Genomic DNA, 26,665 nt, shown 5'->3' with positions numbered 1-26,665 from the left:
TTCGCTGGTTCTCTGGCCGCGCTCGATCACGGGGCGACTCCGTTCAGGGGAAGGCCGAGCCCTTCGGGCAGGCCGAGTGCGAGGTTGACGCTCTGGATCGCGCCCCCCGCGGTGCCCTTGGTGAGGTTGTCGACGGCGATGACGGCGACCACGCGGCCGGCGCGCTCGTCGAGCGTCACCTGCAGGGCCGCGGTGTTGGCGCCGTAGGTCATCGCGGTGGCGGGCCACATGCCCTCGGGCAGCAGCGTGACGAAAGGCTCGTCCTTCAGCGCGCTCTCGTAGGCGTCGCGCAGGGCTGCGGCGGTCAGGCCGGGGGTGGCGGGGGCCGTACAGGTGGCCAGGATGCCGCGGCTCATCGGCGCCAGCATGGGGGTGAAGGCGACGGTGACGGGGACGCCCGCGACGGCGGAGAGGTTCTGCTCCATCTCAGGCGTGTGCCGGTGGACGCCGCCCACGCCGTAGGCGCTGACCGAGCCCATGACCTCGCTGCCGAGCAGGTTCGGCTTGAGCGCCTTGCCCGCGCCGCTGGTGCCCGTCGCCGCCACGACCACCACGTCGGGCTCGGCGAGCCCCTCCGCGAAGGCGGGGAAGAGCGCGAGGGTGACGGCCGTCGGGTAGCAGCCGGGTACGGCGATGCGCCGCGCGGCCTTGAGGACGTCGCGCTGACCCGGCAGCTCGGGCAGGCCGTACGGCCAGGTGCCCGCGTGGGCTCCGCCGTAGAACTCGGCCCAGGCGGCAGGGTCGGCGAGCCGGTGGTCGGCGCCGCAGTCGACGATCACGGTGTCGCTCTCGTCCAGCTGGGCGGCGATCGCGGCGGACTGACCGTGCGGGAGGGCGAGGAAGACCACGTCGTGCCCTGCGAGCACCTCGGGGGTGGTCTCCTGGATGATCCGGGCTGCCAGCTGGGGCAGGTGCGGCTGGTGCGCGCCGAGCGGGCTGCCCGCGCTCGAAGCGGCGGTCAGCGCGCCTATCTCCAGTTCGGGGTGCATGAGCAGCAGACGGGCGAGCTCACCTCCGGCGTAGCCGCTGGCCCCGGCGATCGCCACACGCTGCATAGTCATTCATCCTTACTCATGAATTTGCTTAGAGAGATTATGCATCCGGGTCGATGAGCATGCAAGCCAGGCGGGCCGTGACGCCCGCATTCTGAGATCGGACAAACCGCCCATTCGCCTGCATGAACACTCAGTCGCGAGATCTAGCGCGACGTACCTACCGGTCGGTACTGTGAAATATCCGGTTAACAGAGCACGCGGGAGTTCTTGCCCATGAGCATCACGCACGCCCAGGTCCAGGCCCAGCTCACCGCAGAGGGCCAGCTGTTCGAAACCGAGGAGCTGGAGTCGGGGATCCGTACCTGGAAGCACGCGCCGGGGCACTTCCGCACCCTGCTGGAGAACAGCCGGTGGCAGGGGGAGAAGGACTTCCTCATCTACGAGGACGAGCGGATCTCCTACGAGCGGCACTACCGCCTGGCGGCGACGCTGGCCAACCGTCTGGTCGAGGAGTACGGCGTGGTCAAGGGCGACCGCGTGGCCATCGCGATGCGCAACTACCCCGAATGGGTCGTCTCCTTCTCCGCCGTCCTGGCGGCCGGGGCGATCGCCGTACCGCTGAACGCCTGGTGGACCGCGCAGGAGCTGGCCTACGGAGTCTCCGACTCCGGCGCCAAGGTGCTGATCGCCGACGGCGAGCGGGCCGAGCGCCTGGCGGGCACGGGCGTGCCGCTGATCGTGACAAGGGGGACGCCCCAGGAGGGCGCGCGCGCCTTCGAGGAGGTACTGGGCGAGGTCAGGGCGGACGTCACCCTCCCCGCCGTGGAACTGTCTCCTGAGGACCCCGCGACGATCTTCTACACCTCGGGCACCACGGGCCTGCCGAAGGGCGCGCTCGGCAGCCATCGCAACCTCGGCCAGGCGCCGATGACCGTCGCCTACTCCCTCATCCGCGCGGTCGTCATGGCCGGCAAGGACCCTTCGGGCACGACGGGCGAGCGGCGGGTCACGCTGCTGACGGTGCCGCTCTTCCATGTCACGGGCTGCTTCGCGGTGATGACAGGCACCATGTTCACCGGCGGCGCGCTGGCGCTGATGTACAAGTGGGACCCGCTGCTCGCGCTCCAGCTCATCGAGCGCGAGAAGATCACCGGGATGACGGGGGTGCCCACCAACGCCTGGCAGCTGCTCTCCCACCCCGACGTGGACAAGTACGACCTGTCCTCCCTGACCGGCATCTCCTACGGCGGCGCCCCCGCTCCCCCCAAGCTGATGGAACGCATCACCAACGAGCTGCCCGGCCGCGCGCCAAGCAACGGCTACGGCATGACGGAGACCACCGCCCTCGCCATCAACAACTCCGGAGCCGACTACGCCCGCAAGCCCGACAGCATCGGCCTGCCGTCCGCCGTCGTCGACGTGCGCATCTCCGACCCCTCGGGCGCGCCGCTGCCCGCCGGCGAGGTCGGCGAGCTCTGCCTGCGCGGGCCCAACGTCATCCTGGGCTACTGGAACAAGCCGTCGGCCACCGCCGAGACGTTCGTCGACGGGTGGCTGCACACCGGCGACCTGGCCAGGGTGGACGAGGAGGGCTTCGTCTACATCGTCGACAGGGCGAAGGACATGGTGATCCGCGGCGGCGAGAACGTGTACTGCGCCGAGGTGGAGGCGGCGCTGTTCGAGCACCCGTCCGTGGACGACGCCGCGGTGATCGGGGTCCCGCACGACGAGCTGGGCGAGGAGGTCGGCGCGGTCATCCGCCTGTCGGCGCCCGCCACCCCCGAGGAGCTGACGGCCTTCCTCAAGGAGCGCATCGCCGGGTTCAAGGTGCCCGCGCACTTCTGGTTCAGGGACGCGGAGCTGCCCCGCAACCCCGGCGGCAAGATCCTCAAGACCCGGCTCCGCCAGGAGGTCCTGGCTCTTTGACCGCCTGCGCCTGGCGGTAGGCGGCGGTCCACTCCGCGCGGGTGAAGACCGCCGCCAGGTGGTGCGGCGACAGGACCCCGACGGGGTCCGCCCGCCCTCCGCCGGCCCCTGGCGCGACGTGAAGGCGCGCGGCCGCATCATTTTCCGCCGCCTTCCGCCCAGGTCAGCGGTGTACGGCCGCGCGCGCTTACCTCCGGCGTAATCGCGCGCTTGATGTCGCGGATGACACGGTTGCTCCATCGGAACGAAACACCCTCCGAAGGAGCCGAGATGACCTTCCTCACCGTTACCGCCGACCGGACCAAGTTCCTGCGCCTCGCCCTGGTCGCCGACGCCGTCGTCACCGGCGGCAACGGGCTGATCTACCTGCTCGCCGCGGGCCCCGTGGGCGACCTGCTCGGCCCCGACACCGGACTGCTGCGCGGCATCGGCGTCTTCCTCCTCGTGTACGGCGCGGCCGTCGGCTTCCTGGGCACCAGGGCCGACATCAGCAGAGGCGCCACCAAGGCCGTCATCGCCCTGAACATCATCTGGACCCTCGGCAGCGTCGCCGCCGTCGCGACCGGCCTGCTGGAGTTCACCACGGTCGGCGCGGTGTGGGCGATCGCCCAGGCCCTGGTCGTGGCCGCCTTCGCCGAGCTGCAGATCATGGGCCTCCGCAGGACCCGCTGACCCTCTCAACCCCCGATATCCCTGGAAAGGACGAAACATCATGACGCTGATCGAGCGCTACGTGGCCGCCTGGAACGAGACCGACGCCGACGCCCGAGCCAAGGCCGTCGCCGAGCTGTGGACCGAGGACGCGACCTACACCGACCCGCTGGCCGACGTGGCGGGACACGAGGGGATCGCCGCGGTGATCGCCGGAGCGCAGGGCATGTTCCCCGGCCTGGTCTTCAGCGCCGGCGAGGTCTACGACGCCCACCGGGACCTCGCCCGCTTCACCTGGCACCTGGGGCCCGAGGGCGGCGAGCCGGTAGTGATCGGGTTCGACGTGGTGAAGCTCGCCGAGGACGGCCGGATCCGCCAGGTGTTCGGCTTCCTGGACAAAGTGCCCAGCTGACGCACAGTCCGCATATGCCCCCGCCGATGCCCTTGGCGGGGGCATCGCCATGTCACGACCCGAACGCGACGCCGGCAGGGCGGACGCCGGGCGTGAGCGAGGCCCCGTCGTGCCGGTGCGCACGCTCTCGTCCCGAAAACCGTTTGCCCCCGCCGAACTCGGCGCTCGACAATCTGAACCCGTGCCCGATTCACTCCGCCGCCTGCTCGCCCACCTCAAGATGGACCTGGGCCCGCTGCGCGACTCACGCGACTACCGGCTCCTGATGGCCTCAGGCGTCATCACGATGTTCGGCACCTTCATCACGATGGTGGCCGTGCCGTACCAGATGAAGCAGCTGACCGGCTCCTACGTCGCGGTGGGTCTGGTGAGCCTGGCGGAGTTCGTGCCGATGGTGATCTGCGGGCTGTGGGGCGGCGCCATCGCCGACGCGCTCGACCGGCGCAAGGTCATCCTGCTCAGCGAGGTCGGGCTGCTGGTCACCTCGGCGATGCTCACGTTCAACGCCATGCTGCCAGAGCCGCAGATCTGGGTGCTCTACGTGGTCGGCGCGCTGTCCACCGGCCTTGCCAGCCTGCAGCGCCCGAGCATGGAGGCGCTGATCCCGCAGGTCGTCAGGCACGACCAGCTCGGCGCGGCGGCCGTGCTCGCCAGCCTGCGCTGGAACATCGGCGCCATCACCGCCCCCGCGCTCGGCGGCCTGCTGGTGACCACGTTCAGCGTGGCCACAGCCTACGCGGTCGACACCGTCAGCTTCGTGCTCTCGCTGGTGCTGCTGTGGCGCATCAGGGCCGTGCCGCCGAAGGAGGACGCCGCCCCCGCCTCGATCAGGTCGATGGTCGAGGGCCTGCGCTACGCCGCGAGCAGGCGCGACCTGATGGGCACCTACCTGGTGGACATCGCCGCGATGGTCTTCGCCATGTCCACGGCGCTCTACCCGTTCCTCGCCGACCAGTTCGGCACGCCGCAGGCCGTGGGCCTGCTGTACTCGGCGGGCGCGGTCGGCTCGCTGATCGCCTCCCTCACAGGGGCGTGGACGGCGCGCGTGCAACGGCAGGGCATCGGGGTGATCGTCGCCGCGGCGCTGTGGGGCATCTCGGTCGCGCTGGCCGCGGTGATGCCCAGCATCTGGGCGATCTTCCTCTGCCTGGCGCTGGCGGGCGCGGCCGACATGGTCAGCGGCATCTTCAGGATGACCATGTGGAACCAGACCATCCCCGAGGAACTGCGCGGCCGGCTGGCCGGCATCGAACTGCTGTCGTACGCCAGCGGCCCGATGCTCGGCAACGCGCGGGCAGGGCTCATGGGCGACCTCGGCGGCACCCGGTTCTCGCTGGGCGTGGGCGGTCTGCTGTGCGTCGGGTCGGTGGGGCTGCTGGCGTGGCTGCTGCCGTCCTTCCGCGCCTACGACGCCAGGACCAGCGAGCACGCCCTGGCCGAGAAGGCCCGCAGGCAGGCCGCGCACACCGAGGGCTGACCTCAGCGCGCCCTTCCCTCGGCCCCGCCGAAGGCCCGCAGCGCCTCGACGTCGGAGTGGGTGCCCGTCACATACTCGGACACCCACTCCTCCACCTCGGCGAACCCGCTCTCCTCGACGATGCGCTCGGCCGCGGCGTGGGCGTCGAACGGGGTGCGGCGCAACGTCACCGCGCCGCTGCCCGCCTCCAGCAGCGCCCAGTGGGCGCCCGCCGTGCCGTACGGCATGCCGACCGAACCCGGGTTGACCACCAGCCTGCGGTCCACGAGCCTGACGAACGGCATGTGCGTGTTGCCCAGCACCACCGTGTCGGCCTCGATCCCCTCGAGCACCTCAGCCCACCGCTCGATCGCGCTGTCGACGAGGATCATCTCGTCGTCGCGCCTCGGCGTGGCGTGCGTGAACAGGGTGCGGCCCAGCGCCCCGAGGTCGAGGGCGCACGACATCGGCAGCCCCGCCAGCAGCTCGACCTGGTCACCGCGCAGCTGCTCCCCCGCCCACTGCGAGATCCGGTAGGCGCTGTCCCTGCCCTGAGCCACCTCCACCAGCTCACGATCGGCGTTGCCGTTGACCCACAGCGCCCGCTCCCCCAGCGACACCAGCAGGTCGAGCGTCTCGACCGGCTGGGGGCCGGCCGCCATGTCGCCGGTGAGGACGACGAGGTCGGCGCAGGCCACCTCAGGCTCGGCGAGCACGGCTTCCAGCGCGGGAAGCACCCCGTGGATGTCAGAGAGAACGGCGACGCGCATGCCCTTCACGCTGCCCGATCGGCAGGGCCGCGCTCAAGGTCGTTTCACCTGTGGCGCAATCTCACCCGCTCTCGCGCCAGCCCTCCCGCTCTTCCACCAGTGCGTCGATCTTGGCCAGGTGCCCCTCCGCCAGCCCCTCGACCACGACGAGCCACTGCGCGTCCTCGGCGTCGTCCTCGCCCGCGAGCGTCTCCCTGACGACGACGGGCATGCCGAGCAAGGGGAACCATTCCGCCAGCGTCTCGGCCACCTCTTCGGCGTCGTCCCGCTCGGCGAACACCAGCAACTGCCTCATGGACGAAAAGCCTAGGGCGCGCGCCCGCATCCCCGTTCACCGGGCGGGAAGGACGTAGATTGCTACCGTAGACGCATGACGGCCGAAGCGGTGATTCAGGAGATGACGACTCCCTCGCTCCCCGACTGGGTCTTCCCGCCGCCGGAGGGCTTCGTCGCGGAGGACCTCGATCACATTCCGGATCTGCCTGCGCACACTGAGCTCATTGACGGAAGCTTGGTGTTCGTGAGCCCGCAGCGCGACTTCCATTCGTCGATCATGTACGTCCTGCAGAAGGGATTGCTGCAGTGCGTTCCTCCCGGGCATCGCGTCCGCAGAGAAATGAGCATCAGGCTGGGGCCCAGGCAGCGCCCTGAGCCGGACATGATGGTCCTGGGGCCGGATGTCACGGTGAGCAGGGACACGACTCACTTCTCTCCCGAGGACGTCCTCCTGGTGGTGGAGGTCGTGTCGCCCGATTCCGAAGAACGGGACCGCAAGCGCAAGCCGCAGCTCTACGCCGAGGCCTGCATCCCGCACTTCTGGCGGATCGAGAGCACCGATGACAGCACCGTCGTCTACGTCTACGAGCTCGACCCCGCCACCCGCGGCTACGCGCTGTCGGGCATCCACCACGACCGGCTGAAGCTCACCGTGCCGTTCGACGTCGACCTCGACCTCAGCGAGATCGACCAACTCTGACCCACGAGAAAGGGCCCGGGCGCACGACGCGCGCCCGGGCCCTTTCGCTCGGTCAGGCTCCGCGCAGCTGGGCGCCCACGCGGTCGGCGGCCATCGCCACGGCCGCGTCACGGGCGGCGGTCGTCTCCTCCACCGTCAGCGTGCGGTCGGCAGCGCGGAAGCGCAGCGTGTAGGCCAGGGACTTGTTGCCCTCGCCCACCTGCGCCCCCGTGTAGACGTCGAACAGCCGCACCGACTCCAGCAGCTCGCCCGCGCCGTCACGCAGCGCCGCGGCCACGTCGGCCACAGGTGTCCAGTCGGGCACGATGAGCGCGACGTCCTGGGTGGCGATCGGGTAGGAGGAGACGGCAGGCGCCTCGACGGGGCCGGGCATGGCCTTCTCCAGGCGGGTGAGCTCCAGCTCCATCGCGCAGGTGCGCGGCGGCAGGCCGTAGGCCTCGATCACCCTCGGGTGCAGCTCCCCGCCGTGGCCGACGAGCACGTCGCCCACGTAGAAGGCGGCGCACCTGCCGGGGTGCCACGGCTCGTGCTGGTCGGCGACGACCGTCAGCTCGACGTTGGCCTCGCCCGCCACCAGCCTGGCCGCCTGGACGGCGTCGGCCCACGTGGCCTGACGGCCCCTGCCCCACCAGCCGGAGCGCTCGAACTCACCGGCAAGCACGACGGCGACCCGCTGCGGCTGCCTGGGCAGCGCCGACTCGATCGAGCCGAGCTCGTCGTCGCTCGGCCTGCCGTCGACGCCGAGCACCGGCGCCTTGGCGGGCGCGCCCTCGACCGGCCGGTAGACCAGGCCCGTCTCGAACAGCGCCGCGTCGCCGAAGCCACGACCCACGTTGCGCACCAGGATCTTGAGCAGGCCCGGCAGCAGCGTGGTCCGCATGAGCGGCTCGTCTTCCGACAGCGGATTGGCCAGCCGCACGGCCCTGCGGCGGTCGTCGCCCTCGGGCAGCTGCAGGTGGTCGAGGTCGCGCTCGCCGACGAACGGGTAGGCGAGCACCTCGACGTAGCCGGCGGCGGCCAGCGAGCGGCCGACCCGCCTGTGCAGCCGCTGCGCCTCCGTCAGGCCGGCGCCTGCGGGGGCCTTGGGCAGGATCGAGGGCAGGTTCTCGTAGCCCTCGAGCCTGATGACCTCTTCGGCCAGGTCGTTGGGGTCGGTGATGTCGGGACGCCACGAAGGCGGCGTCACCGTGATCATGTCGTCGCCCGTCACGGCCAGCAGCCCGTCGGTGTCGCCGCCCGACACGACGCCGGTGGCGTCGACGCCGCCGCGCTGCGGCGCGGGGCTCGAGCCCGGCTCCACGACGCAGCCGACCTGCTCCAGTCGGGTGACGACCGTCTCATGAGAGTAGGGCACACCGGCCACCGCGCCGGGGTGGGAGGTCGGGATCGCGATGCGGACGGGCGAGACCTCGGTCTCGGCGTGGGTGACGCCCGGCACCTCGCTGGCCCCGCCGAGCGAGGTCAGCAGCTGCACCGCCCGCCACGAGGCCACCAGCGGCAGCTCACGGTCGACGCCGCGCTCGAACCGCTTGGACGCCTCCGACACCAGGTTGTGCCTGCGCGACATGCGGGCCGTGCCGGTGGCGGAGAAGTGCGCCGCCTCGATCACGATGTCGGTGGAGTCGCCGGAGATCTCGGTGTGCAGGCCGCCCATCGTGCCCGCCATCGAGATCGCGCCCGAACCGTCGGTGATGAGGATGTCGTCGGTGCTGAGCTTGCGCACGACGTGGTCGAGCGTCTCCAGCGTCTCGCCCTGGTGCGCCCGCCGTACGACGATCTCGCCGGTCAGCTTCGCCCTGTCGAAGGCGTGCAGGGGCTGGCCGAGCTCCAGCATCACGTAGTTGGTGACGTCGACGGCCAGCGAGACCGGGCGCATGCCCGCCCTGGACAGCCTGGTGCGCATCCACAGCGGGCTGGGCGCCGAGGGGTCGAAGCCGCGCACCTCGCGCAGCACGAACCTGTCGCACGCGGTCGGGTCGCCGATCGAGGCCGGGTAGGCGGGCTCGGTGGCGGCCGGCAGCTCGACGGCGGCGGGGTCGCGGAAGGCGACGCCGAAGGCGGTGGCCGCCTCGCGCGCCACACCCCTGATCGACAGGGCGTAGCCGATGTCGGGGGTGATCTCCAGCTCGATCACGTCGTCGCGCAGGCCGAGCAGCTCGACCACGTCGGCGCCGATCGGGGTGTCGGCGGGCAGGACCATGATGCCGTTGTGGTCGTCGCCGAGGCCGAGCTCGCGCTCGGAGCAGATCATGCCCTCGGACAGGCGGCCGTAGGTCTTGCGCGCGCCGACCTCGAAGCCGCCGGGCAGCACGCCGCCCGGCAGCACGACGGGCACGCGGTCGCCCGCGACGAAGTTGCTCGCGCCACAGACGATCTGGCGGGGCTCGGCCTCGCCGACCTCGACCATGCAGTGGCGGATCGGCTTCTTGAAACCGGTCAGCTCCTCGACCGAGAGCACCTCGCCGACGACGACGTTCTTCACGTCGTGGCCGTGGGAGGTGATGCTCTCGAGCTTGAGGCCTGCGGCGGTGAGCTTGTCCGCCACCTCGTGCGCGGTGACGGCGGGGAGGTCGACGTGCTCCCGCAGCCAGGAAAGCGGGACCTTCATCAGATCTCCATTCCGAACGGGAGGGTGAAGCGGACGTCGCCCTCGACCATGTCACGCATGTCTTCGGCGTTGTGGCGGAACATCAGCGTCCGCTCGATGCCCATGCCGAAGGCGAAGCCGGAGTACTTGCGCGGGTCGACGCCGCAGGCGACGAGCACGCGCGGGTTGACCATGCCGCAGCCGCCCCACTCGATCCAGCCCTCGGACTTGCAGGTGCGGCACGGCGGGTTGCCCGGCACGGCCGACTGGCCCCTGCACACGAAGCACTTCAGGTCCATCTCGGCCGAAGGCTCGGTGAAGGGGAAGTAGTTGGGCCTGAACCTGGTCGTGATGCCCTCGCCGAACATGATCTCGGCGAACCTGTCGAGCGTGCCCTTGAGGTGGGCCATCGTCAGGCCCTCGTCGATCGCCAGCCCCTCGACCTGGTGGAAGACCGGGGTGTGGGTGGCGTCGAGCTCGTCGGTGCGGAACACCTTGCCTGGCGAGACCACGTAGACGGGGACGCCTCTCTGCAGCAGCGCCCTGATCTGCACGGGCGAGGTCTGGGTGCGCAGCACCTTGCCGGAGTCGGTGGTCTCCACGAAGAAGGTGTCGTGGTCGGAGCGGGCGGGGTGGTCGGCTGCGATGTTGAGCGCGTCGAAGTTGAACCACTCGCCTTCGAGCTCGGGACCCTCCGCGACCTCGTAGCCCATCGCGACGAAGGTGTCGGCGATGCGCTCCTGCATGGTGGTCAGCGGGTGGCGGGCGCCCCTGGGGACGCGGTCCCACGGCAGCGTGACGTCGACGGTCTCCTCGACCAGGACGCGGGCGTCGCGCTCGGCCTCCAGCTCGGCCTGGCGCATGGCGAGCGCCTCGTTGATCGCCTTGCGGGCGCCGCCGATGCGCTTGCCCGCCTCGGCGCGGGCCGCGGGCGGCAGGGCGCCGATCTCGCGGTTGGCCAGCGCGATCGGCGAGCGGTCTCCGGCGTGCGCGAGGCGGACCTGCTTGAGTGCGTCGAGATCGCCTGCCGCCTTGATCGCGGCGACGGCGTCGGCCTCCATGCGCGCCAGCTCGTCGGCGTGCAGTGGGGTGACCTCGACGGGGTCGTAGTCAGACAAGAGAGAGCTCCGTATCCAGGGCTTGAGCGGACCCGAGTCTAGTCGGATCGCCAGGACGGGTCGTGCGGCGACGGCCGGTCTGTGGAAAAGCGGCGGTCTGCCGTACCTGCTGGGGAAAGCCCGCAGATCCCTACGCGAAGTCGGGGGTGCCTGCGGGCATGGTAAATCGGAACTCCGCCCCGCCCTCGGGCGCCCGCTGCACGGTGATCGTGCCGCCATGGGCCTCGACCAGGCCCTTGACGATGAACAGGCCGAGACCCGTGCCGCCGCGCCTGCGGCTGTTGCCGCGCCAGAACTGCCTGAAGACGCGCGGGGCCAGCTCGGGCGTGATGCCCTCTCCCTGGTCTCGCACGGACACGGCAACTCCCCAGCCGACGGATTCGATCTCGATCGTGACGGTGCCCCTTCCGTGGCGCACCGCGTTCTCCACCAGGTTACCGAGAATCTGGTCGATCTTGTCCGAGTCGAGCCACATTTCTGGCAGCCCGTCGGCGACGTTCAGCCTGAAGCGGTCTTCGGGCTCGCCCGCCGCGACCCTGCCCGCGATGATCCTGCGCGCGCGGGCGGCCACGTCGACCACCTGCCGATGGACCTCCAGCCGCCCCGACTCGATGCGCGAGACGTCGAGCAGCTCGGTGATCAGCCTGGTCACCCTGTCGGCATCGTTGTTGACCGTCTCGAGCATCACGAGCTTCTGCTCTTCGGTGAAGCGGGTCCACTTGGCCAGCAGGGTGGCGGTGAAGCCCTTCACGCTGGTCAGCGGCGAGCGCAGCTCATGGGCGACCGTGGAGACCAGGTCGGCCCTGCTGCGCTCCAGCCTGGCCCTCGCCCCTCCGTCGCGCAGTGTGATCGTCACCCGCTCGACGTCGCCGCCCCGCTCGGGCGTGCGCACCAGCCTGGCGGTGACATGCAGTTCCTGCCCGCCCGGCAGGTGCAGCGGCCGCTCGGGCACCCTCGTCCTGGTGCGGAGGCCGCCGTGGGGGTCGAGGCACTTCCACCACTCGCGCCCGTCGTGGTCGCGAAAAGGGAAGATTTCGTTGACGTCACCGCCGACGGCCCGCTCGCGGGTGACGCCCGTGAGCCTCGTCGCGGCCCGGTTGACGGCCAGGATCGTGCCGAATCCATCGGTCACGATGAGCCCGTCGGGAAGCTCGTCGATCGGCACCGTGCACGAGGGATCGGCTCCACGCCAACCGGTGTCTTCGCCGTGCACGAACCTCGCCTCCTTGACCTACAAGGCCGACAATAGCGGGTTTCGCGCACCCGAGGGGACCCGCGGCGCCCGCCCGTGGGCGGCTCGATCGGGCGTGCGTCGCCCGCCCCTTCTCGTACGGCCCGCCCACCGGCGCCCACCCGATGCGCGGGCGAAGGCCCGTCCAGGGAGACGGCACGCGAGCTCACCGGCGCGCCACCGCCACGAGCGCGCCCCGAAGAACGCGCGCCGCCCCTGACCGGTCACGTGGACGGCCGGCCCGCCATGGGCCAGGCCGATGCCGCGGGACGGTCAGCCCGCGCGCTGGGCCCTGGCCGAGGCGTACAGGCACACGGCCGCGGCGGTGGCCAGGTTGAGGCTCTCGGCCTGGCCGTAGATGGGGACCCGCACCACGTCGTCGGCCAGCGCCAGCACCTCCTCGGGAAGCCCCCACGCCTCGTTGCCGAACACCCAGGCCGTCGGCCCCGACAGCTCGACGTCGTCGAGCGTGTGCTTGCCCGACCCGTCGGCCGCCAGCACGCGCAGCCCGCTGTCCTTCAGCCGCTGGACGGCCTGGGCCACCGGCGAGCCGATCACCACCGGCAGGTGGAACAGGCTGCCCGCGCTCGCCCTGACGCACTTGCCGTTGTAGGGGTCGACGGAGGCGTCGGTGAAGACCACAGAGTCGGCGCCCGCCGCGTCGGCGGTGCGCATGACGGTGCCGGCGTTGCCCGGGTCGCGCACGTGCGCGAGCACCGCCACCAGCCGGGCGCGCTCGGTCACGGCCTCCTCCAGCGGCGTGTGGACCAGGCCGCAGACGGCCACCAGCCCCTGCGGGGTGACCGTCTGGGACAGCTCGGCCATCACCTCGCCGCTGGCGCGGTGGACGGGCAGGCCCTTCAACGTGGCCTCGGTGATGAGGTCGCCGTGGCGCAGCTCGGCCTCGGCGGTGGTGAACAGCTCCACCACGACGCCGTCGAGCTTCAGCGCCTCACGGACGGCCTGCGGGCCCTCGGCGAGGAACTTGCGGTCCTGCTCCCTGAAGGCGCGCTTGGTGAGCCGCCGCGCCGCTTTCACCCGCGGCGCCTTCACATTGGTCAGCTCGGATCCGGCCATGCCCTCTGTCCCCCACTCCTCGAACGCTCATGCCCCGCACAAGCCATTGTCCAGCCCGCAGACCCCGTCCCTGGCCGTCGGCGACCACACGCCGGCTGGGACGGGGTGAGGTGACGGAGGGGATGATCGGGTGCGCACAAAGCAAACGGGCCCACCGACATGTCGGTGGGCCCTGAAAACCGTGTGGGAACGGTCAGCCCGCAGCCGGGGCGTTCACGTTCGCCGGCAGAGCCTTCTTGGCGGCCTCGACCAGCGTCGCGAAGGTCTGGCTGTCGTTGACCGCGAGGTCAGCGAGGATCTTGCGGTCGACCTCGATGTTGGCCAGACGCAGACCCTGGATCAGGCGGTTGTAGGTCATGCCGTTCTGACGAGCCGCAGCGTTGATCCGCTGGATCCACAGGCGACGGAAAGCGCCCTTGCGGTCCTTGCGGTCACGGTAGGCGTAGGTCATCGAGTGGAGCATCTGCTCCTTGGCCTTGCGGTACAGCCTCGACCGCTGGCCACGGTAACCCTTCGCCCGCTCGAGGACGACCCTGCGCTTCTTCTTGGCGTTGAGCGCCCGCTTCACGCGTGCCATGTTGTATCTCCCCGGGGACTTGCGCTACTTAGCGAGCAGCTTCTTGATCTTCTTGGTGTCGGCGTCGGACATCACCACGTCCGGCGCGAGCCGGCGGGTGCGGGTGGACGGCTTGTGCTCAAGCAGGTGCTTGCGGTTCGCCCGGCGACGAACGATCTTGCCGGTGCCGGTGACCCGGAACCGCTTCTTCGCACCGCTGTGCGACTTCATCTTCGGCATCAGCCGTCTCTCCTCAATTCGTCCGTGCCGACATCCCGGGCCGGTGCGGGCCGGCCCGGTTGCGGCTTGTTCCTCTGGCGCGCTGGCTGGGTTGCCTGTAAGGCTAACCCCAACTGCGGGTCACTCTTCCGGTTCGGAGAGCTCCTCGTCGCCGCGCTGTGCCTTTGCCGCGGCCTTTTCGGCCTTGGCCTCGGCCTTCTTCTTGTGCGGACCGATCACCATGATCATGTTACGACCGTCCTGCTTCGGCTGGGACTCGACGAAGCCGAGCTCCGTCACGTCCTCTGCCAGCCGCTGGAGGAGCCGGAAACCCAGCTCGGGACGCGACTGCTCACGTCCGCGGAACATGATCGTGACTTTGACCTTGTCCCCGGCCTTGAGGAACCGCACCACGTGACCCTTCTTGGTCTCGTAGTCGTGCGGGTCGATCTTCGGTCGGAGCTTGATCTCCTTGATGATCGTGTGCGCCTGATTCTTGCGCGCCTCGCGCGCCTTCATCGCGGACTCGTACTTGAACTTGCCGTAGTCCATGAGCTTGCACACGGGCGGACGAGCCGTGGCCGCGACCTCGACCAGGTCGAGGTCGGCCTCCTGAGCGAGCTTCAGTGCATCGTGAATCGACACGATGCCGACCTGCTCACCGTTCGGGCCGACGAGGCGAACCTCGGGCACACGGATGCGCTCGTTGATGCGGGGCTCAGTGCTGATGGGGCCTCCTAGGTATGCGATCCCTACGCGCTCGATCGTGCCGGGCATCGGCGCGCGTCTAAACGCGAAAATGCCCCGCACGTCGCGCATGCGGGGCCACTGAGCTTGGCGGCTCGAATGGCCGTAAGCTCCCCGGAGTAGTCCGGCGTGATCCTTAACCCGGCCACCTCGCGGTGACACAGGTGGGAGGGGGACCTCCGCTTGCGCGTCCAGCAGGCATGCCGGACCGATCAGAGAGCTACATTACCACAACCACGCGCGTGCGCCGAATCATCCCGCCTCTCCATTCTCCCCCAGCGCCGGCATCGAGAGAGCTACCATCTAGACAGATTAGATCGCGGCGACGCGATCCCGCGCAGGCCGCGGCCTTCGAGTCCTGGCTTTCGCGGCTGCAGAACGAGTTCGGGTTGCGGATCGCCCCCGTCACCGCCGAAGTGGCCGAGGAGTGGGGAAGGTTCAACGCCGTGCGGACCGTGCCGGTGATCGACGGTCTCGTCGGTGCCACGGCGCGCGCCCACGGCTGGACGCTCGCCACTCGCAACACCAAGGACTTCGCCGGGCTGGACCTTGAGGTCGTCAACCCGTTCGAGTGGCCCGTCTGAGGATCTCGGCCTCGCCCGCCGCGCGCATCGCCTCGACCGGCACGTCCGGGCGACCTGTCATCAGCTCCACCTGCCTGACGGCCTGGTGCAGCAGCATCGCGAAGCCGCCGACCACCTTCCCGCCTCCCGCCTCCACCGAGGCCGCCAGGCGGGTCGGCCAGGGGGCGTAGACGACGTCGAACAGCGCGGGCACGCGCGCGAGCTGACCGGCGAAGGAGTCGGCCGCGCCGCCCGGCAGCGTGGAGACCACCAGATCAACGTCCAGCAGCGCCTCGAGCTTGTCGAACGACGCCACCGCGAGGGCCACCCCCAGCCGTTCGGCCACCTCGATCGTCTCCCCCGCCCTCGCGGGGTCGCGCGCCACCAGCGTCGCGGTCCGCAGGCCCAGGTTGCGCAGGGCCGCCAGCGCCGAGGCGGCGGTCGCGCCCGCGCCAAGCACCAGCGCCGAGCCAGGCGCGGGGACCCCGGCCTCGCCCAGCGCTCGCTCGATTCCGTAGACGTCGGTGTTGTCGCCGTGCCTCACGCCGTCGGTGAACACCACCGTGTTGGCCCCGCCCACCTCGACGGCCAGGTCGGAGACCGAGTCGAGCAGCGGGAGCACGGCTCGTTTGAGCGGCATCGTCAGCGAGAGCCCCGCCCAGTCGGCCGAGTCGAGCAGGGCAGGCAGCCTCGCCTCGTCGCACTCGTGCGCCTCGTAGGTCCAGCCGGTCAGGCCCATGGCCTGGTAGGCCGCCCTGTGCAAGTAGGGCGAGAGCGAGTGCGCGATCGGCGACCCCAGCACCGCCGCCCGTCCCGTCGTCCGCACGCCCGCTCCTCCCCCACGCCGACCAATCCCCAGGACTCTACCGCCCCCACCCGATCCCGCCCGAACAACCGTCGCCGGCCGCTTCTGTGTCACAACCCCAGCCCCTGTACGGCAGGCCCCCTGACGCCACCGTGGTCACGGGGCCGGGCTCCCTCCAGGGATACGCCTCACCGAGCGCACGTGGCCGGCCGCCGTCACGGACACCCGAAGGCCGCCTCACCCGCGGCCCCTGCGGGCGAGGTGAAGGCGAACCAGGAAGGAGGTCGGGGCGAAGGGCGCGATCGGCGGACGAGGCGTGGAGGCCGAGGGTGACACGCGGCCGCCCTCACGGGCTGGGCGGCCGCTCCGCGTGGACCTCTTCACGGGCGACGTGACGGTGGGTCACCGTCGCGCCCGAGGAGCGTCGGCCGGGCAGACGGTCAGCGGTGACCACCGGGGAGCATGACGGGGCCTTGCCGTACAGCCGAGGAGGACGCCCGCGCGCGAACCGGCGGCTTCGTGAGGGAACGCCCGCGCGCGAACCGGCGGCTTCGTGAGGGAACGCCCGCGCGCGAACCGGCGGCTTCGTGAGGGAACGCCCCCGGGCGAACCGGCGGCTTCGTGAGGAACGCTCGCGCGCGGGCCTGCGGCTGTGTGAGGGAACGCTCTTGGGCGGGCCCGGGGCTGCCGCGACGAAAGGCTCGCGGGCGAGACTCGGCTCGCCCGCGGGGGCGGCTACTTGTTGCGCTCGTACTCGGCCTTGAGCTTCCAGAACTCGTCTTCACGCGCCGTGAACTTCGTGACCTTGTTCTTGGGGTCCGTCGTCACGAAGTACAGATAGCCGCTTTCGCTCGGGTTGAGAGCGGCCTCGATCGCGTGCTCCCCAGGGTTGCCGATCGGCCCTGGCGGCAGGCCCTGGTACATGTACGTGTTGTACTTCGACGTGCTCTTCAGGTCGGCGTTGCTCGCCTCGATGGCGTACTTCTTGAGCCCGTACATGACGGTGCTGTCCATCCGCAGATTCATCGGCGGCTTGAGAGCGAGCCGGTTGTAGATCACTTCCGCGATCTTGGGCATGTCCTCGCGGGTGCCCGCCTCGGCCTGCACGATGCTCGCGATCGTCATGATTTCCGCGGGCGTGTGGCCGAGCTGCTTGGCCGCCTCTTCCAGGTTCGTCTTGCCCGCAGCCTGGGTGTAGCGGTCGACCATCTGCGTGAGGATCTGGGTCGCCGAGGCGTTCGGCTCGAACTGGTAGGTCGCGGGGAAGGCGTAGCCCTCGAGCCCTCTGGCGTAGCGAGGAAGGCCGATGGCCTCCTTGTCCTTGGCCGCCTCGAAGAACTCCTCCGCCGGCTTCTTGGTCTGCTTGGCCAGGATGGCGATGACCGAGCTGAGCCGCTCGCCCTCCTTGATCAGGACGGTGTTCTGCAGCTTCTTGCCCGACACCAGCAGATCGACGGCCGTGGCGGCCGACATGCCCTTCTTGAGGGTGTACTGGCCTGGCTGCAGCGCCGAGCTCTTGCCCGCGCTGGCGATCGCGTTGGTGAACGCGCGCTCGCTGGCCACGACGCCCTGGGCCTGCAGCGTCTTGGCGACGTCGGAGGCGCTCTGGCCGTCCTTGACCTCGATCACCACTTGACCGGTGCCGGGGCCCTTGAAGTCGTCGGGCACCAGGGCGTCGCTGAGCCACAGGTAGCCGTAGTAGCCGCCACCGCCGATGATGCCGACCAGGACGATCATCGCGAGCAGGGGGGCGAGGAATCCACCTCGGTTGCGGCGCCTGCGCCGGCGGCGCCCGCGGGGCGACTTGGCGGAATCACGAGAGCGGCCCCGGGTCCGACCTTCGTCGTCCTCGGCGCCGAGCAGGAAGTCCATGTCGAGATCGTTCATAGGTGCGCTGGCCAATCTCCCGGTAGGAACGGCCTGGCGTCAAGGGGTTGTGCCAAACCGGTGGGGGTTACCGAGCCGAACGGGGGGATCCGCCAGCCTTGGGGCGATGACCAGCGGAGATCACGGTGCGTAGCCATGCTAGGGGATACGGGAAGCGCGAGCGCCCCCGGCCTGGGCCGGGGTCTCGGCGGGACGGGGGGTGTCCCTATGAGCATCAATGCGTCCCGAGGTAATCGTTCAACTCTTCCCGGTATCTCACGAACTCACTCTCTTTGTCGGTGAATTTCGTGATTCTATGCTCCGGGTCCGTCGTAACAAACCAGTACCAGTCACCTTCCGCCGGGTGCAACGCCGCCATCAGCGCCTTCTCTCCCGGATTGGCGATGGGTCCTGGAGGCAGGCCCTTGTGCCGATAGGTGTTGTACGGCGAGCGGACCCTGGTGTCCTTCAGCGACACCTTCAGCGTCCTCCTGCCCAGTGCGTACGTCACGGTGGCGTCGAGCTGGAGCGGGGTTCCGCCCTTGAGCCTGTTGTAGATCACCCTAGCGATCTTCGGATAGTCGGTGTCCCTTCCGCCCTCCGCCTGCACGAGGCTCGCCACCGTGACGGCCTCCAGCGGCGTGAGGTGGACCTCGGCGGCGCGCGCCTCGAGCCCGATCGCCTGGGCCGCCTCCTTGAACCTGCTCACCATCCGCCTGAGCAGGTCGGCCCCCGTCGTGCCAGGGTCGACCTCGTACGTCGCCGGGTAGAGGAAGCCCTCGAGCCCTCGGGCGTAACCCGGCAGGCCGAGTGCGGAGGGCTTGGCGGCCTGGAGGTCCCTGAGCGGGATCCCCGCCTGCCTGGCCAGGTGCGGGAGCGCCTCGGCCACCCGCATGCCCTCCGGGAGCGTGACCCGCCTGACCACCCGCGAGTGGGGGGACAGAAGCAGGTCGAGCGCCGCGCCCGCGGCCATCCCCTTGCGCAGCCGGTAGTGGCCGGGGTGCAGGCCGCCCGCCTTGGAACGTTCCTGCGCGACGTTCACGAACGACCTCGCGCTCGCGACGACGCCCGCGTCGGCCAGGACCGCGCCGACGTCTCCCGCGCTGGCGCCCGGCATGATGCGCACCGTCACCGCGCCCGCTCCCGCGCCTTCGAAGTCGTCGGGGCTGAGGTACGGCTTGAGCAGCACGAATCCGGCCACGCCGAGGGCGAGCATGCCGGCTGCTGCGCCACCGGCCAGCAACCCGGCCTTGCGCAACGACCTGCCTCTACGCCCGCCTTCGTCCTCGGACGACACCTGGCTCTGGCCGGCCACCGCCTCGCTCTCTCCGGGCGCCTCCTGCTCCTCCTCGACGGCCGGCCTGTCGAAGGGGATGACATCGGCCGAACCATCCGCCTCGCCGTCGTCCTGGGAGGCCGCCTCGTTCGCGGTCGAGGGGTCGTGCGAAGAGCCCTCGTGCTCGGGTGAAGAGGCGGGCGGGGCCTCCGGGTTCTCCGGGCCTTCGTCCGGCGGGAAGGCGGCATGCGGTGCGGAGCCGCCGTCAGGTGGGGTGGCGGCGGCTTCACGGGGATCGTTGTCGGGGGGCGGGCCGCTCACAGGGCGGACCCGTCGTCCGCCGCGGAGGGCGGATCGACAGGTCTGCCGGGTGGCCTGCTGGTGGCGCGTTCGGAGTCGAGCGCGTCCTGCAGCAGCACTACGGCCGCCGCCTGGTCCACGACCGAGCGCTGCTTCTTGGCCTTCACCCCGCTGGCCCGCAGCCCCTGCTGCGCCGCCACCGTGGTCAGCCGCTCGTCGAACAACCGCACAGGCACCCCGCCCAGCCGTACGGCCAGCAGGGAAGCGAAGGAGCGGGCCAGCGCGGCCGCCTGTCCCTCACGTCCCGACAGCGAGGTGGGCAGCCCGACGATCACCTCGATCGCCTCGTGCTCGGCCACCAGGACGGCGATGCGGTCGAGGTCGCCTGGCCCGCGTCTGACGGTCTCCACCGGCGTGGCCAGCATCCCCGAAGGGTCGCTGCGGGCCACGCCGATGCGGACCGACCCGACGTCGACGCCGAGTCTCGCGCCGAACCTCATGTCAGGCGAGCTGCCCCGCGATGGTCTCAGCGACCATGCGCAACGCCTCGTCGATCGCCTCAGGACGGGTGCCTCCGCCCTGCGCGACATCGTCCTTGCCGCCACCGCCACCCCCAAGAGCCTTGGCGGCGACGCCGACCAGTCGTCCGGCCTTGAGCCCTCGCTCGCGTCCCGCCTCGTTGACCGCGGCAACCACCACAGGGCGGTCGGAGGGGACGCCGGCGAGCACGACGACCGCCGGACGGTCGCCAGGGAACCTGCCGCGCACGTCAAGCGCGAGCTTACGCAGATCGTCCGGACCTGTTCCATCAGGCGCGCGGTGGGTGACGACGGAGACTCCGTGCAGGTCATGGGCCTGCGCGGCCAGCTCGCCCGCGATCTGGAGCACCTGGGCCGAGCGCAGCTTCTCGAGGTCCTTCTCCGCGGTGCGGAGCCTGGTGACGATGCCCTCGATGCGCTCGGGCAGTTCCTCGCGGCGCACCTTGAGCTGCTCGGTCACCTGGGCGACCAGCAGCGACTCGCGGGCCAGGAAGCGGAAGGCGTCGATGCCGACCAGCGCCTCGACGCGGCGCACGCCCGCGCCGACCGACTGCTCGCCGAGCACCTTGACCAGGCCGAGCTGGCCCGAGGAGTGGACGTGGGTGCCGCCGCACAGCTCGCGGGAGTAGTCGCCGATCTCCACGACGCGGACCTCGTCGCCGTACTTCTCGCCGAACATGGCCAGCGCCCCCATCGCCCTGGCCTCGGCCTGGGAGGTGTAGAAGGCGTTGACCTTGAGGTCGTTGATGAGGACCGCGTTGACCTCGTCCTCGACGTCGCGCAGCACGCTGGGCGGCACGGCGCCCGCGGCGGTGAAGTCGAAGCGGAAGCGGCCGGGAGAGTTCTCCGAGCCCGCCTGGGCGGCCGTCTCGCCGAGCGCGTTCTTGAAGCCGCGGTGCACGAGGTGCGTGGCGCTGTGGCTGCGTGAGATCGCCTTGCGGCGCTCGACGTCGACCTCGGCCTGCACCTCGTCGCCGACGCGGATCTCGCCGACGCGGACCTTGCCCCTGTGGACGACCAGGCCCTTGATGGGCGACTGGACGTCGAGGACGTCGACCTCCGCGCCCGAGGTGCGCAGCACGCCATGGTCGGCGAGCTGGCCGCCGCCCTCGGCGTAGAAGGGCGTGCGGCCCAGCACGATCTCGACCGTGGTGCCCGCGCCCGCCACCGGCACCGAGGCGCCGTCGACGAGAATGCCGACCACGCTGGACTCGGCGCTGGTCTGGTCGTAGCCGAGGAACTCGACCTTGCCCGCGTTCTCGAGCAGCTGGCCGAAGACGGAGATGTCGGCGTTGCCGGTCTTCTTGGCCGCGGCGTCCGCCTTGGCCATCTCGCGCTGCTCCTTCATCAGGCGCCTGAAGCCCTCTTCGTCGACCTTGAGCCCCTGCTCGGAGGCCATCTCCAGGGTGAGGTCGATCGGGAAGCCGTAGGTGTCGTGCAGCTTGAACGCCTGGTCGCCGGAGAGCGTGGTGCCCGACTTGCGCTTGGTCTCCTCGACGGCGACGTCGAAGATCGCCGTGCCGGTGCGCAGCGTGCCGAGGAAGGAGGCCTCCTCGGCGTCGATGACGGCGTGGATCTGCGGCGCGTCGACCTTGAGCTCGGGGTAGGTCTCGCCCATCGCGTTGATGGTGACCTCGGTGAGCTCGTGCATGTAGCGCTCGTCGCCCGAGCCGAGCAGGCGCAGGTTGCGGATGGAGCGGCGCAGGATGCGGCGCAGGACGTAGCCGCGGCCCTCGTTGCCGGGCATGACGCCGTCGGCGACCAGCATGGTGCCGGTGCGGACGTGGTCGGCGATGACGCGCAGGCTGACGTCGGCGCGCGGGTCGCGGCCGTAGCGGGTCTTGGTGAGCTCGGCGGCGCTGTCGAGGATCTTGTAGGTGGTGTCGATCTCGTAGAGGTTGTCGACGCCCTGCAGGATCGTCGCCATGCGCTCGAGGCCCATGCCGGTGTCGATGTTCTTGGCCGGCAGCTCGCCCGCGACGTCGAAGTCGACCTTGCTGCGTACCGCGCTGAGCTGGTACTGCATGAAGACGTTGTTCCAGACCTCGAGGTAGCGGTCCTCGTCGGCCACCGGGCCGCCGTCCCTGCCGTACTCGGGGCCGCGGTCGTAGTAGATCTCCGAGCAGGGGCCGCCGGGACCCGGCACGCCCATGTGCCAGTAGTTGTCCTCGAGGCCGCGGCGCTGGATGCGCTCCATCGGCACGCCGACCTTGTTGTGCCAGATGTCGATCGCCTCGTCGTCGTCGAGGTAGACCGTCACCCACAGCTTCTCCTCGGGGAAGGCGAAGCCGCCGTCGGACTCCGACCTCGTCAGGAGCTCCCAGGCGAAGGGGATCGCCTGCTCCTTGAAGTAGTCGCCGAAGGAGAAGTTGCCGAGCATCTGGAAGAAGGTGGCGTGACGGGTGGTCTTGCCCACCTCCTCGATGTCGGGGGTGCGCACGCACTTCTGGACACTGGCCAGCCGGGCCGCCGGAGGCTTGCGCTGCCCCAGGAAGTACGGCTTGAAGGGCACCATGCCCGCGGGCACCAGGAGCAGCGTCGGATCCTCAGCGATCAGGCTGGCCGAGGGCACGACCTTGTGCCCACGCTCCTCGAAGAAGCGCAGGAAGCGGCGGGCGATCTCTGCCGACTCCATAACAGCGGCCATCCTTTGCTTTAGTGGGTGTTGTCAGGGTTGTCGAGCCCGAAGCGGGAGCGCAACTCCATTTCGCGGTCGGCGGCCTCGCCGAGCGCGTCCGAGGTAAAGTCTCTCACCTGCAGCAGCATGCCGTTCGCGCTGTCGGCCGCCCTGCGGGCGACATGGTCGGGCTTGAGCGCCTGCAGCTTGCGCATCACCCAGACGGCGCCGAACGCGCCGAGCGCCATGTAGAACAGCCGCCTGATCATCGCCGCCGCCCGCCGCGCGGGTGCCTGCGGGCCTCGATGGCCCTGCGTACGCCGTGGCTCAGGGCGGAGACCCTGATCAGCGGCCCGGTGAAGATGGTCTGGGTGACCGCGCTCAGCTTGGCGGCGTGGCCACTGACCTGCTTGACGTCTCTGGTGATGGCCTCGACGGTGACGAGCTGCCTGTTGGCCTCGTTGACCGTCATGCTCATGTCCTCCAGCAGCGGCACGACCCTGTCGTTCAGGTCGGAGACCAGCTTGGTGGTCTCTCTGAGCAGCCGGGCGAGCTTGACGAGCACCATGGCGAGAAAGCAGACGAGGATCGCCCAGCCCATGGCGACGATCAGCCCGGCCAGTTCTCCTGCGGTCAGCATCAGCGGATCCGTCCCCGTTGGCGTTCTGGAATGGAGAAGACCCTATCGCGTCCTGGCGCGGCCTTCCCCGCACTAGGCCCGGACGCCGCCGACCAGTTCGACCTCGAAGCCCTGCTCGTTCTCGAGGTAGGCGGCGTAGTGGGCGGGACCGCCCGCGTGGGGATGGCGGTCGGCGAACATCAGCCGCCAGCCGTGCGCCCCCGCCTCCTCGACCATCGCGTCGACGTCGTCGGCGTGGAAGGCCAGATGGTTGAGGCCGGGACGCATGCGGTCGTACGGCACGCGCAGCGCCGCGGGCGACTCCTCGATCACGATGTAGGTCTGCCCGCACCGCCACGAGCGGCCGTGCTCCCACTCCTGGAACGGCGTGTAGCCCAGCCTGCCGAACAGCCAGGTGAAGCTGGGCAGCGCCTTCTCCAGCGACTCCACCCACAGCTCGACGTGGTGCAGCATCACGCCAGGCCCCGCAGGAAGTCGCGGATCCTGGACCACCGCTCGAACAGGCCCGCCTCGGCTCCGTGCCTGGTGGGCTCGTAGTAGCGGCGCTCGCGCGTCTCCTCAGGCGCGTAGTCCTGGCGGACCAGGCCGTGCTCGAAGTCGTGGGGGTACTTGTAGCCCTTGCCGTGGCCGAGCTTGGCGGCGCCTGGATAGTGGGCGTCGCGCAGATGGCCTGGCACCTGGCCGATGAGGCCGCGCCGCACGTCGTCGGAGGCCGCGCCGATGGCCTTCACCACCGCGTTGGACTTGGGCGCCAGCGCGCAGTGGATGACAGCGTGGGCCAGGTTGATGCCCGCCTCCGGCAGCCCGATGAGCTGCACGGCCTGCGCGGCGGCCACCGCGGTCTGCAGGCAGGTGTTGTCGGCCATGCCGACGTCCTCGGAGGCGAAGATGACGAGCCTGCGGGCGATGAACCTCGGGTCCTCCCCCGCCTCGATCATGCGGGCGAGGTAGTGGAGCGCGGCGTCGGCGTCGGAGCCCCTCATCGACTTGATGAAGGCGCTGATGACGTCGTAGTGCTGGTCGCCCTGCCTGTCGTAGCGCACGGCCGCCTTGTCGACGGCCTTCTCGACGACCTCGACGGTGATGTCGTCGGCCAGCAGGGCCGCGGCCTCGAGGTAGGTGAGGGAGCGGCGCGCGTCGCCGCCCGCCAACCGTACGAGGTGTTCGAGGGCCTCGGGCGCGAGCGTGTTGCGGCCTGCCAGGCCGCGCTCGTCGGTGACGGCCCGCTGCAGGACCGCGCGGATGTCGTCGTCGGACAGCGACTCCAGCGTCAGCAGGAGCGAGCGTGAGAGCAGCGGCGAGATGACGGAGAAGAAGGGGTTCTCGGTGGTGGCGCCGATGAAGGTGACCCACCTGTTCTCGACGGCGGGCAGCAGGGCGTCCTGCTGGGCCTTGTTGAAGCGGTGCACCTCGTCGACGAACAGGACGGTCTGCCTGCCTGTCATGCCGAGCTCGCGGCGGGCGGTGTCGATGGCCGCCCGCACGTCCTTCACACCCGCCGACACCGCGGAGATCTCGACGAAGCGGCGTTTGGTGACGCCTGCCACGACGTAGGCGAGCGTCGTCTTGCCGGTGCCGGGGGGACCCCACAGGAACAGCGACATCGGCGCCTCGCTCTCGACGAGCCTGCGCAGCGGCGTGCCCTGGCCGAGGAGGTGACGCTGACCGAACACCTCGTCGAGGGTGCGCGGGCGCATCCGCACCGCCAGGGGCTGTGGGGTGGCCTCCTCAGCGGCAGAATCGAACAGACTCTCCACAAATGGAGCCTACAGGCCCCACACCGCCCTGGCGCCCGAATCCCCTGCTCGGAACACGTAGTAGCCCGCCACCACGGCCAGCGCCACGCTCACCGCCGACAGCGCCCACGCGGGCACCCGCAGCTTGGCCCGCCACAGGTAGACCATCGACAGGGAGGCGGCGCCGAGCCCGATCGTGCTGAGGAGCAGCGGCGTGGCGAAGCTCTCGTGACTGGCGATGCTCTCGCCGAGCTGCCCCTCCACCTCCGCGAAACGCGCCTGCTTCAGCGCCGCGCCGCTCTGCCGCGCGGCGAAGACCGCCGCGGGCGCGGCAAGCGAGAGCAGCACCACCGCCCACGCCAGGTACGGCTGGAAGCGGGGCACGAGGGCGTAGGCGATGGAGGCGGCGACAAGCAGCGGCGTGAGCACCACGGCGAAGTGGATGATCAGCGGATGCGCGGGCAGGCCCATGATTTCGTCGAACACGTCAGTAACTCCGTTCTCGTATCGACAACGGATCTCATCACGCCGGGGTTCGCCGAGACGCGTTTCTCATTTACTTCTCAGGACCTCCACCTCAGAGGCCCCTTGCGCCACTTACGTCCAGCACATTCCCAACCCCGGTAGCATGCGCGGAGCAGTTTGGTCATGTGTCGGCAAACGTGGAGGAAATACCGGTGAGCGGCGAAGACCGCCAGAGCCAGTTGGCTCGGGAGCACAAGGAGCGGCAGGCGCAGCGTGCGGCCGAGCAGGCCGCGAAGGCCAAGCGGAACACCTTCATCGGCGCGGGCGTGGCGGTGGCGCTCGTGGCGGGTGGCATCATCGCGGCCACCACGATGCTCGGCAAGAGCGACGCGACCCCCGTCGCGGCGGACACGCCCTCCGCCTCGCCCTCGGCGAGCACCTCCGTGCCCGCGGTTCCCTCGGCCGCGCCCTCGGTCTCGGCGGGCCCGGTCTCCTGCACCTACAAGAAGGAGACCGACCCGACCGTTCCCTTCAAGTACGTCGGGCTGCCGGGCAAGAAGCCGAACAAGAAGCTCAAGCAGATGACCATCGTGACCAACCGCGGCAACATCGTCATCGACCTGATGACCGAACAGGCGCCGTGCGCGGTCAACGCCATGAACTTCCTCGCCAAGAAGAACTTCTTCGACAACACCAAGTGCCAGCGCCTAGTCACGCCCGACGTGTCCGGCGTGCACCTGCTGCAGTGCGGTGACCCGCTGGCCAAGGCCGACGGCCTCAACCCGACCGACGGCCAGGGGACGGCCGGCTTCACCTACGGCGACGAGAACGTCGGCATCCCGCTCAGCAAGGGCGTGGTGTTCATCTCCCAGCCGTCGGGCGCGGTCGGGCAGAACAGCAGCCAGTTCGCCATCTCGCTGTCCGACGACAACACCCAGGTGCCCGCCGAGTACAGCGTGCTCGGCGTCATCAGCGAGGGCATGGACATGATGCTGGGCCTCGCCGCGGGCGAGAAGGACCTGATCGTCAACCCCAACGACGTCACGGGCGACGGCGGCACGACCGTGCCGAAGCAGCCCGTCGTCATCAAGGACGTCCAGCTGTCGTAGTGATTCAGCTCACACCCCCGCCTGCGCC

The 26,665-nt window shown here is 70.2% G+C and carries 27 protein-coding genes; 7 read left to right on the top strand and 20 right to left on the bottom strand.

The features are described 5' to 3' along the window. Window positions 1–26: 26 nt before the first annotated feature. Window positions 27–1,055, bottom strand: coding sequence for an N-acetyl-gamma-glutamyl-phosphate reductase (gene argC, locus ABFX55_RS16610; protein ID WP_346122017.1), 1,029 nt, complete (start codon window positions 1,053–1,055; stop codon window positions 27–29). 213 nt (window positions 1,056–1,268) lie between these two features. Here argC and ABFX55_RS16605 point away from each other — a divergent pair, with 213 nt between their 5' ends. The 4 genes from ABFX55_RS16605 to ABFX55_RS16590 all read left to right on the top strand — a co-directional run bounded on the left by ABFX55_RS16605 (window position 1,269) and on the right by ABFX55_RS16590 (window position 5,461). Then, window positions 1,269–2,921, top strand: a complete 1,653-nt coding sequence (locus tag ABFX55_RS16605; protein ID WP_346121944.1) for a class I adenylate-forming enzyme family protein — start codon at window positions 1,269–1,271, stop codon at window positions 2,919–2,921. Between the two features lie 270 nt (window positions 2,922–3,191). Next, a complete protein-coding gene (locus tag ABFX55_RS16600; RefSeq protein WP_346121942.1) occupies window positions 3,192–3,593 on the top strand; it encodes a hypothetical protein in 402 nt (133 codons plus the stop codon). Between the two features lie 40 nt (window positions 3,594–3,633). After that, on the top strand, window positions 3,634–3,984 hold the full coding sequence (locus ABFX55_RS16595) for a nuclear transport factor 2 family protein (RefSeq protein ID WP_346121941.1): 351 nt from the start codon (window positions 3,634–3,636) through the stop codon (window positions 3,982–3,984). A 181-nt stretch (window positions 3,985–4,165) separates the two neighbouring features. Further along, window positions 4,166–5,461 carry an MFS transporter gene (locus tag ABFX55_RS16590; RefSeq protein WP_346121940.1) on the top strand — a complete coding sequence of 432 codons (1,296 nt, stop codon included), beginning with the start codon at window positions 4,166–4,168 and terminating at the stop codon, window positions 5,459–5,461. Window positions 5,462–5,463: 2 nt separating this feature from the next. Here ABFX55_RS16590 and ABFX55_RS16585 read toward each other — a convergent pair whose 3' ends face one another. Together ABFX55_RS16585 and ABFX55_RS16580 are read right to left on the bottom strand one after the other, a co-directional pair. Next, window positions 5,464–6,210 (bottom strand): metallophosphoesterase family protein, encoded by a 747-nt coding sequence (locus ABFX55_RS16585; RefSeq protein ID WP_346121938.1) that lies wholly within the window; start codon window positions 6,208–6,210, stop codon window positions 5,464–5,466. Window positions 6,211–6,271: 61 nt separating this feature from the next. Beyond that, on the bottom strand, window positions 6,272–6,505 hold the full coding sequence (locus ABFX55_RS16580; protein ID WP_346121936.1) for a hypothetical protein: 234 nt from the start codon (window positions 6,503–6,505) through the stop codon (window positions 6,272–6,274). 75 nt (window positions 6,506–6,580) lie between these two features. Between ABFX55_RS16580 and ABFX55_RS16575 the strand changes: the two genes are divergently transcribed. After that, a complete protein-coding gene (locus tag ABFX55_RS16575) occupies window positions 6,581–7,186 on the top strand; it encodes a Uma2 family endonuclease (RefSeq protein WP_346121934.1) in 606 nt (201 codons plus the stop codon). Window positions 7,187–7,238: 52 nt separating this feature from the next. On the opposite strand, the gene ABFX55_RS16570 is transcribed toward ABFX55_RS16575, so the two are convergent. The 7 genes from ABFX55_RS16570 to infC all read right to left on the bottom strand — a co-directional run bounded on the left by ABFX55_RS16570 (window position 7,239) and on the right by infC (window position 14,793). Beyond that, complete coding sequence (locus ABFX55_RS16570; RefSeq protein WP_346121932.1) at window positions 7,239–9,794, bottom strand: phenylalanine--tRNA ligase subunit beta; 2,556 nt, start codon at window positions 9,792–9,794, stop codon at window positions 7,239–7,241. Next, the gene (pheS, locus tag ABFX55_RS16565; RefSeq protein ID WP_346122015.1) at window positions 9,794–10,834 is read right to left on the bottom strand and encodes a phenylalanine--tRNA ligase subunit alpha; all 1,041 of its coding nucleotides are present in this window, start codon (window positions 10,832–10,834) and stop codon (window positions 9,794–9,796) included. The genes ABFX55_RS16570 and pheS overlap by 1 nt, the downstream gene beginning before the upstream one ends. A gap of 187 nt (window positions 10,835–11,021) precedes the next feature. Beyond that, entirely contained in the window at window positions 11,022–12,104 is a 1,083-nt protein-coding gene (locus ABFX55_RS16560) for a sensor histidine kinase (RefSeq protein WP_346121930.1), read from the bottom strand. A 291-nt stretch (window positions 12,105–12,395) separates the two neighbouring features. Further along, window positions 12,396–13,199: a TrmH family RNA methyltransferase gene (locus ABFX55_RS16555; RefSeq protein ID WP_346121928.1), complete on the bottom strand. Its 804-nt coding sequence runs from the start codon at window positions 13,197–13,199 to the stop codon at window positions 12,396–12,398. 193 nt (window positions 13,200–13,392) lie between these two features. Next, window positions 13,393–13,776, bottom strand: a complete 384-nt coding sequence (gene rplT, locus ABFX55_RS16550; RefSeq protein WP_183662138.1) for a 50S ribosomal protein L20 — start codon at window positions 13,774–13,776, stop codon at window positions 13,393–13,395. Window positions 13,777–13,800: 24 nt separating this feature from the next. After that, window positions 13,801–13,995, bottom strand: a complete 195-nt coding sequence (gene rpmI, locus ABFX55_RS16545) for a 50S ribosomal protein L35 (protein WP_346121927.1) — start codon at window positions 13,993–13,995, stop codon at window positions 13,801–13,803. A gap of 120 nt (window positions 13,996–14,115) precedes the next feature. Then, the gene (infC, locus tag ABFX55_RS16540) at window positions 14,116–14,793 is read right to left on the bottom strand and encodes a translation initiation factor IF-3 (protein WP_246453727.1); all 678 of its coding nucleotides are present in this window, start codon (window positions 14,791–14,793) and stop codon (window positions 14,116–14,118) included. 128 nt (window positions 14,794–14,921) lie between these two features. On the opposite strand from infC, the gene ABFX55_RS16535 reads away from it, so the two are divergent. Continuing rightward, the gene (locus tag ABFX55_RS16535; RefSeq protein WP_346121925.1) at window positions 14,922–15,305 is read left to right on the top strand and encodes a PIN domain-containing protein; all 384 of its coding nucleotides are present in this window, start codon (window positions 14,922–14,924) and stop codon (window positions 15,303–15,305) included. Here ABFX55_RS16535 and ABFX55_RS16530 read toward each other — a convergent pair. The 10 genes from ABFX55_RS16530 to ABFX55_RS16485 form a co-directional block, all read right to left on the bottom strand. Further along, a complete protein-coding gene (locus tag ABFX55_RS16530; RefSeq protein WP_346121923.1) occupies window positions 15,280–16,110 on the bottom strand; it encodes a shikimate dehydrogenase in 831 nt (276 codons plus the stop codon). The genes ABFX55_RS16535 and ABFX55_RS16530 overlap by 26 nt on opposite strands. Before the next feature lie 714 nt (window positions 16,111–16,824). Further along, window positions 16,825–17,976 carry an endolytic transglycosylase MltG gene (gene mltG / locus ABFX55_RS16525; RefSeq protein ID WP_346121921.1) on the bottom strand — a complete coding sequence of 384 codons (1,152 nt, stop codon included), beginning with the start codon at window positions 17,974–17,976 and terminating at the stop codon, window positions 16,825–16,827. A 214-nt stretch (window positions 17,977–18,190) separates the two neighbouring features. Continuing rightward, complete coding sequence (gene mltG, locus ABFX55_RS16520; protein ID WP_346121919.1) at window positions 18,191–19,552, bottom strand: endolytic transglycosylase MltG; 1,362 nt, start codon at window positions 19,550–19,552, stop codon at window positions 18,191–18,193. Further along, window positions 19,549–20,031: a Holliday junction resolvase RuvX gene (gene ruvX, locus ABFX55_RS16515; protein WP_346121917.1), complete on the bottom strand. Its 483-nt coding sequence runs from the start codon at window positions 20,029–20,031 to the stop codon at window positions 19,549–19,551. The genes mltG (ABFX55_RS16520) and ruvX overlap by 4 nt, the downstream gene beginning before the upstream one ends. Window position 20,032: 1 nt before the next feature. Further along, window positions 20,033–22,705 carry an alanine--tRNA ligase gene (gene alaS / locus ABFX55_RS16510; protein ID WP_346121915.1) on the bottom strand — a complete coding sequence of 891 codons (2,673 nt, stop codon included), beginning with the start codon at window positions 22,703–22,705 and terminating at the stop codon, window positions 20,033–20,035. A 20-nt stretch (window positions 22,706–22,725) separates the two neighbouring features. Then, complete coding sequence (locus ABFX55_RS16505) at window positions 22,726–22,956, bottom strand: hypothetical protein (RefSeq protein WP_183662145.1); 231 nt, start codon at window positions 22,954–22,956, stop codon at window positions 22,726–22,728. Further along, complete coding sequence (locus ABFX55_RS16500) at window positions 22,953–23,327, bottom strand: DUF948 domain-containing protein (protein ID WP_183662147.1); 375 nt, start codon at window positions 23,325–23,327, stop codon at window positions 22,953–22,955. Before ABFX55_RS16500 ends, ABFX55_RS16505 begins: the two co-directional genes overlap by 4 nt. Window positions 23,328–23,399: 72 nt before the next feature. Continuing rightward, on the bottom strand, window positions 23,400–23,780 hold the full coding sequence (locus tag ABFX55_RS16495) for a VOC family protein (protein WP_346122013.1): 381 nt from the start codon (window positions 23,778–23,780) through the stop codon (window positions 23,400–23,402). Further along, window positions 23,780–25,084 carry a replication-associated recombination protein A gene (locus tag ABFX55_RS16490; protein ID WP_446686029.1) on the bottom strand — a complete coding sequence of 435 codons (1,305 nt, stop codon included), beginning with the start codon at window positions 25,082–25,084 and terminating at the stop codon, window positions 23,780–23,782. The genes ABFX55_RS16495 and ABFX55_RS16490 overlap by 1 nt, the downstream gene beginning before the upstream one ends. Window positions 25,085–25,093: 9 nt before the next feature. Then, window positions 25,094–25,549 carry a DUF2231 domain-containing protein gene (locus ABFX55_RS16485; protein WP_346121913.1) on the bottom strand — a complete coding sequence of 152 codons (456 nt, stop codon included), beginning with the start codon at window positions 25,547–25,549 and terminating at the stop codon, window positions 25,094–25,096. A 191-nt stretch (window positions 25,550–25,740) separates the two neighbouring features. Here ABFX55_RS16485 and ABFX55_RS16480 point away from each other — a divergent pair, with 191 nt between their 5' ends. Then, window positions 25,741–26,637 carry a peptidylprolyl isomerase gene (locus ABFX55_RS16480; RefSeq protein ID WP_346121911.1) on the top strand — a complete coding sequence of 299 codons (897 nt, stop codon included), beginning with the start codon at window positions 25,741–25,743 and terminating at the stop codon, window positions 26,635–26,637. Window positions 26,638–26,665 lie beyond the last annotated feature (28 nt).

Source organism: Nonomuraea roseola, from assembly GCF_039535395.1.
GTDB classification, from domain to species: Bacteria; Actinomycetota; Actinomycetes; order Streptosporangiales; family Streptosporangiaceae; genus Nonomuraea; species Nonomuraea roseola.
Note: the sequence above shows the minus strand (reverse complement) of the source record. Positions and strands in the feature narration are given on the sequence as shown.

What these genes read in the sequence shown, in the direction of transcription:
- argC (WP_346122017.1), bottom strand. Translation starts at nt 1,055, where the DNA reads ATGCAGCGTGTGGCGATCGCCGGGGCCAGCGGCTACGCCGGAGGTGAG.
- ABFX55_RS16605 (WP_346121944.1), top strand. Translation starts at nt 1,269, where the DNA reads ATGAGCATCACGCACGCCCAGGTCCAGGCCCAGCTCACCGCAGAGGGC.
- ABFX55_RS16600 (WP_346121942.1), top strand. Translation starts at nt 3,192, where the DNA reads ATGACCTTCCTCACCGTTACCGCCGACCGGACCAAGTTCCTGCGCCTC.
- ABFX55_RS16595 (WP_346121941.1), top strand. Translation starts at nt 3,634, where the DNA reads ATGACGCTGATCGAGCGCTACGTGGCCGCCTGGAACGAGACCGACGCC.
- ABFX55_RS16585 (WP_346121938.1), bottom strand. Translation starts at nt 6,210, where the DNA reads ATGCGCGTCGCCGTTCTCTCTGACATCCACGGGGTGCTTCCCGCGCTG.
- ABFX55_RS16580 (WP_346121936.1), bottom strand. Translation starts at nt 6,505, where the DNA reads ATGAGGCAGTTGCTGGTGTTCGCCGAGCGGGACGACGCCGAAGAGGTG.
- ABFX55_RS16575 (WP_346121934.1), top strand. Translation starts at nt 6,581, where the DNA reads ATGACGGCCGAAGCGGTGATTCAGGAGATGACGACTCCCTCGCTCCCC.
- ABFX55_RS16570 (WP_346121932.1), bottom strand. Translation starts at nt 9,794, where the DNA reads ATGAAGGTCCCGCTTTCCTGGCTGCGGGAGCACGTCGACCTCCCCGCC.
- pheS (WP_346122015.1), bottom strand. Translation starts at nt 10,834, where the DNA reads ATGGAGGCCGACGCCGTCGCCGCGATCAAGGCGGCAGGCGATCTCGAC.
- ABFX55_RS16555 (WP_346121928.1), bottom strand. Translation starts at nt 13,199, where the DNA reads ATGGCCGGATCCGAGCTGACCAATGTGAAGGCGCCGCGGGTGAAAGCG.
- rplT (WP_183662138.1), bottom strand. Translation starts at nt 13,776, where the DNA reads ATGGCACGCGTGAAGCGGGCGCTCAACGCCAAGAAGAAGCGCAGGGTC.
- rpmI (WP_346121927.1), bottom strand. Translation starts at nt 13,995, where the DNA reads ATGCCGAAGATGAAGTCGCACAGCGGTGCGAAGAAGCGGTTCCGGGTC.
- infC (WP_246453727.1), bottom strand. Translation starts at nt 14,793, where the DNA reads ATGCGCGACGTGCGGGGCATTTTCGCGTTTAGACGCGCGCCGATGCCC.
- ABFX55_RS16535 (WP_346121925.1), top strand. Translation starts at nt 14,922, where the DNA reads ATGCCGGACCGATCAGAGAGCTACATTACCACAACCACGCGCGTGCGC.
- mltG (WP_346121921.1), bottom strand. Translation starts at nt 17,976, where the DNA reads ATGAACGATCTCGACATGGACTTCCTGCTCGGCGCCGAGGACGACGAA.
- ruvX (WP_346121917.1), bottom strand. Translation starts at nt 20,031, where the DNA reads ATGAGGTTCGGCGCGAGACTCGGCGTCGACGTCGGGTCGGTCCGCATC.
- alaS (WP_346121915.1), bottom strand. Translation starts at nt 22,705, where the DNA reads ATGGAGTCGGCAGAGATCGCCCGCCGCTTCCTGCGCTTCTTCGAGGAG.
- ABFX55_RS16505 (WP_183662145.1), bottom strand. Translation starts at nt 22,956, where the DNA reads ATGATCAGGCGGCTGTTCTACATGGCGCTCGGCGCGTTCGGCGCCGTC.
- ABFX55_RS16500 (WP_183662147.1), bottom strand. Translation starts at nt 23,327, where the DNA reads ATGCTGACCGCAGGAGAACTGGCCGGGCTGATCGTCGCCATGGGCTGG.
- ABFX55_RS16495 (WP_346122013.1), bottom strand. Translation starts at nt 23,780, where the DNA reads ATGCTGCACCACGTCGAGCTGTGGGTGGAGTCGCTGGAGAAGGCGCTG.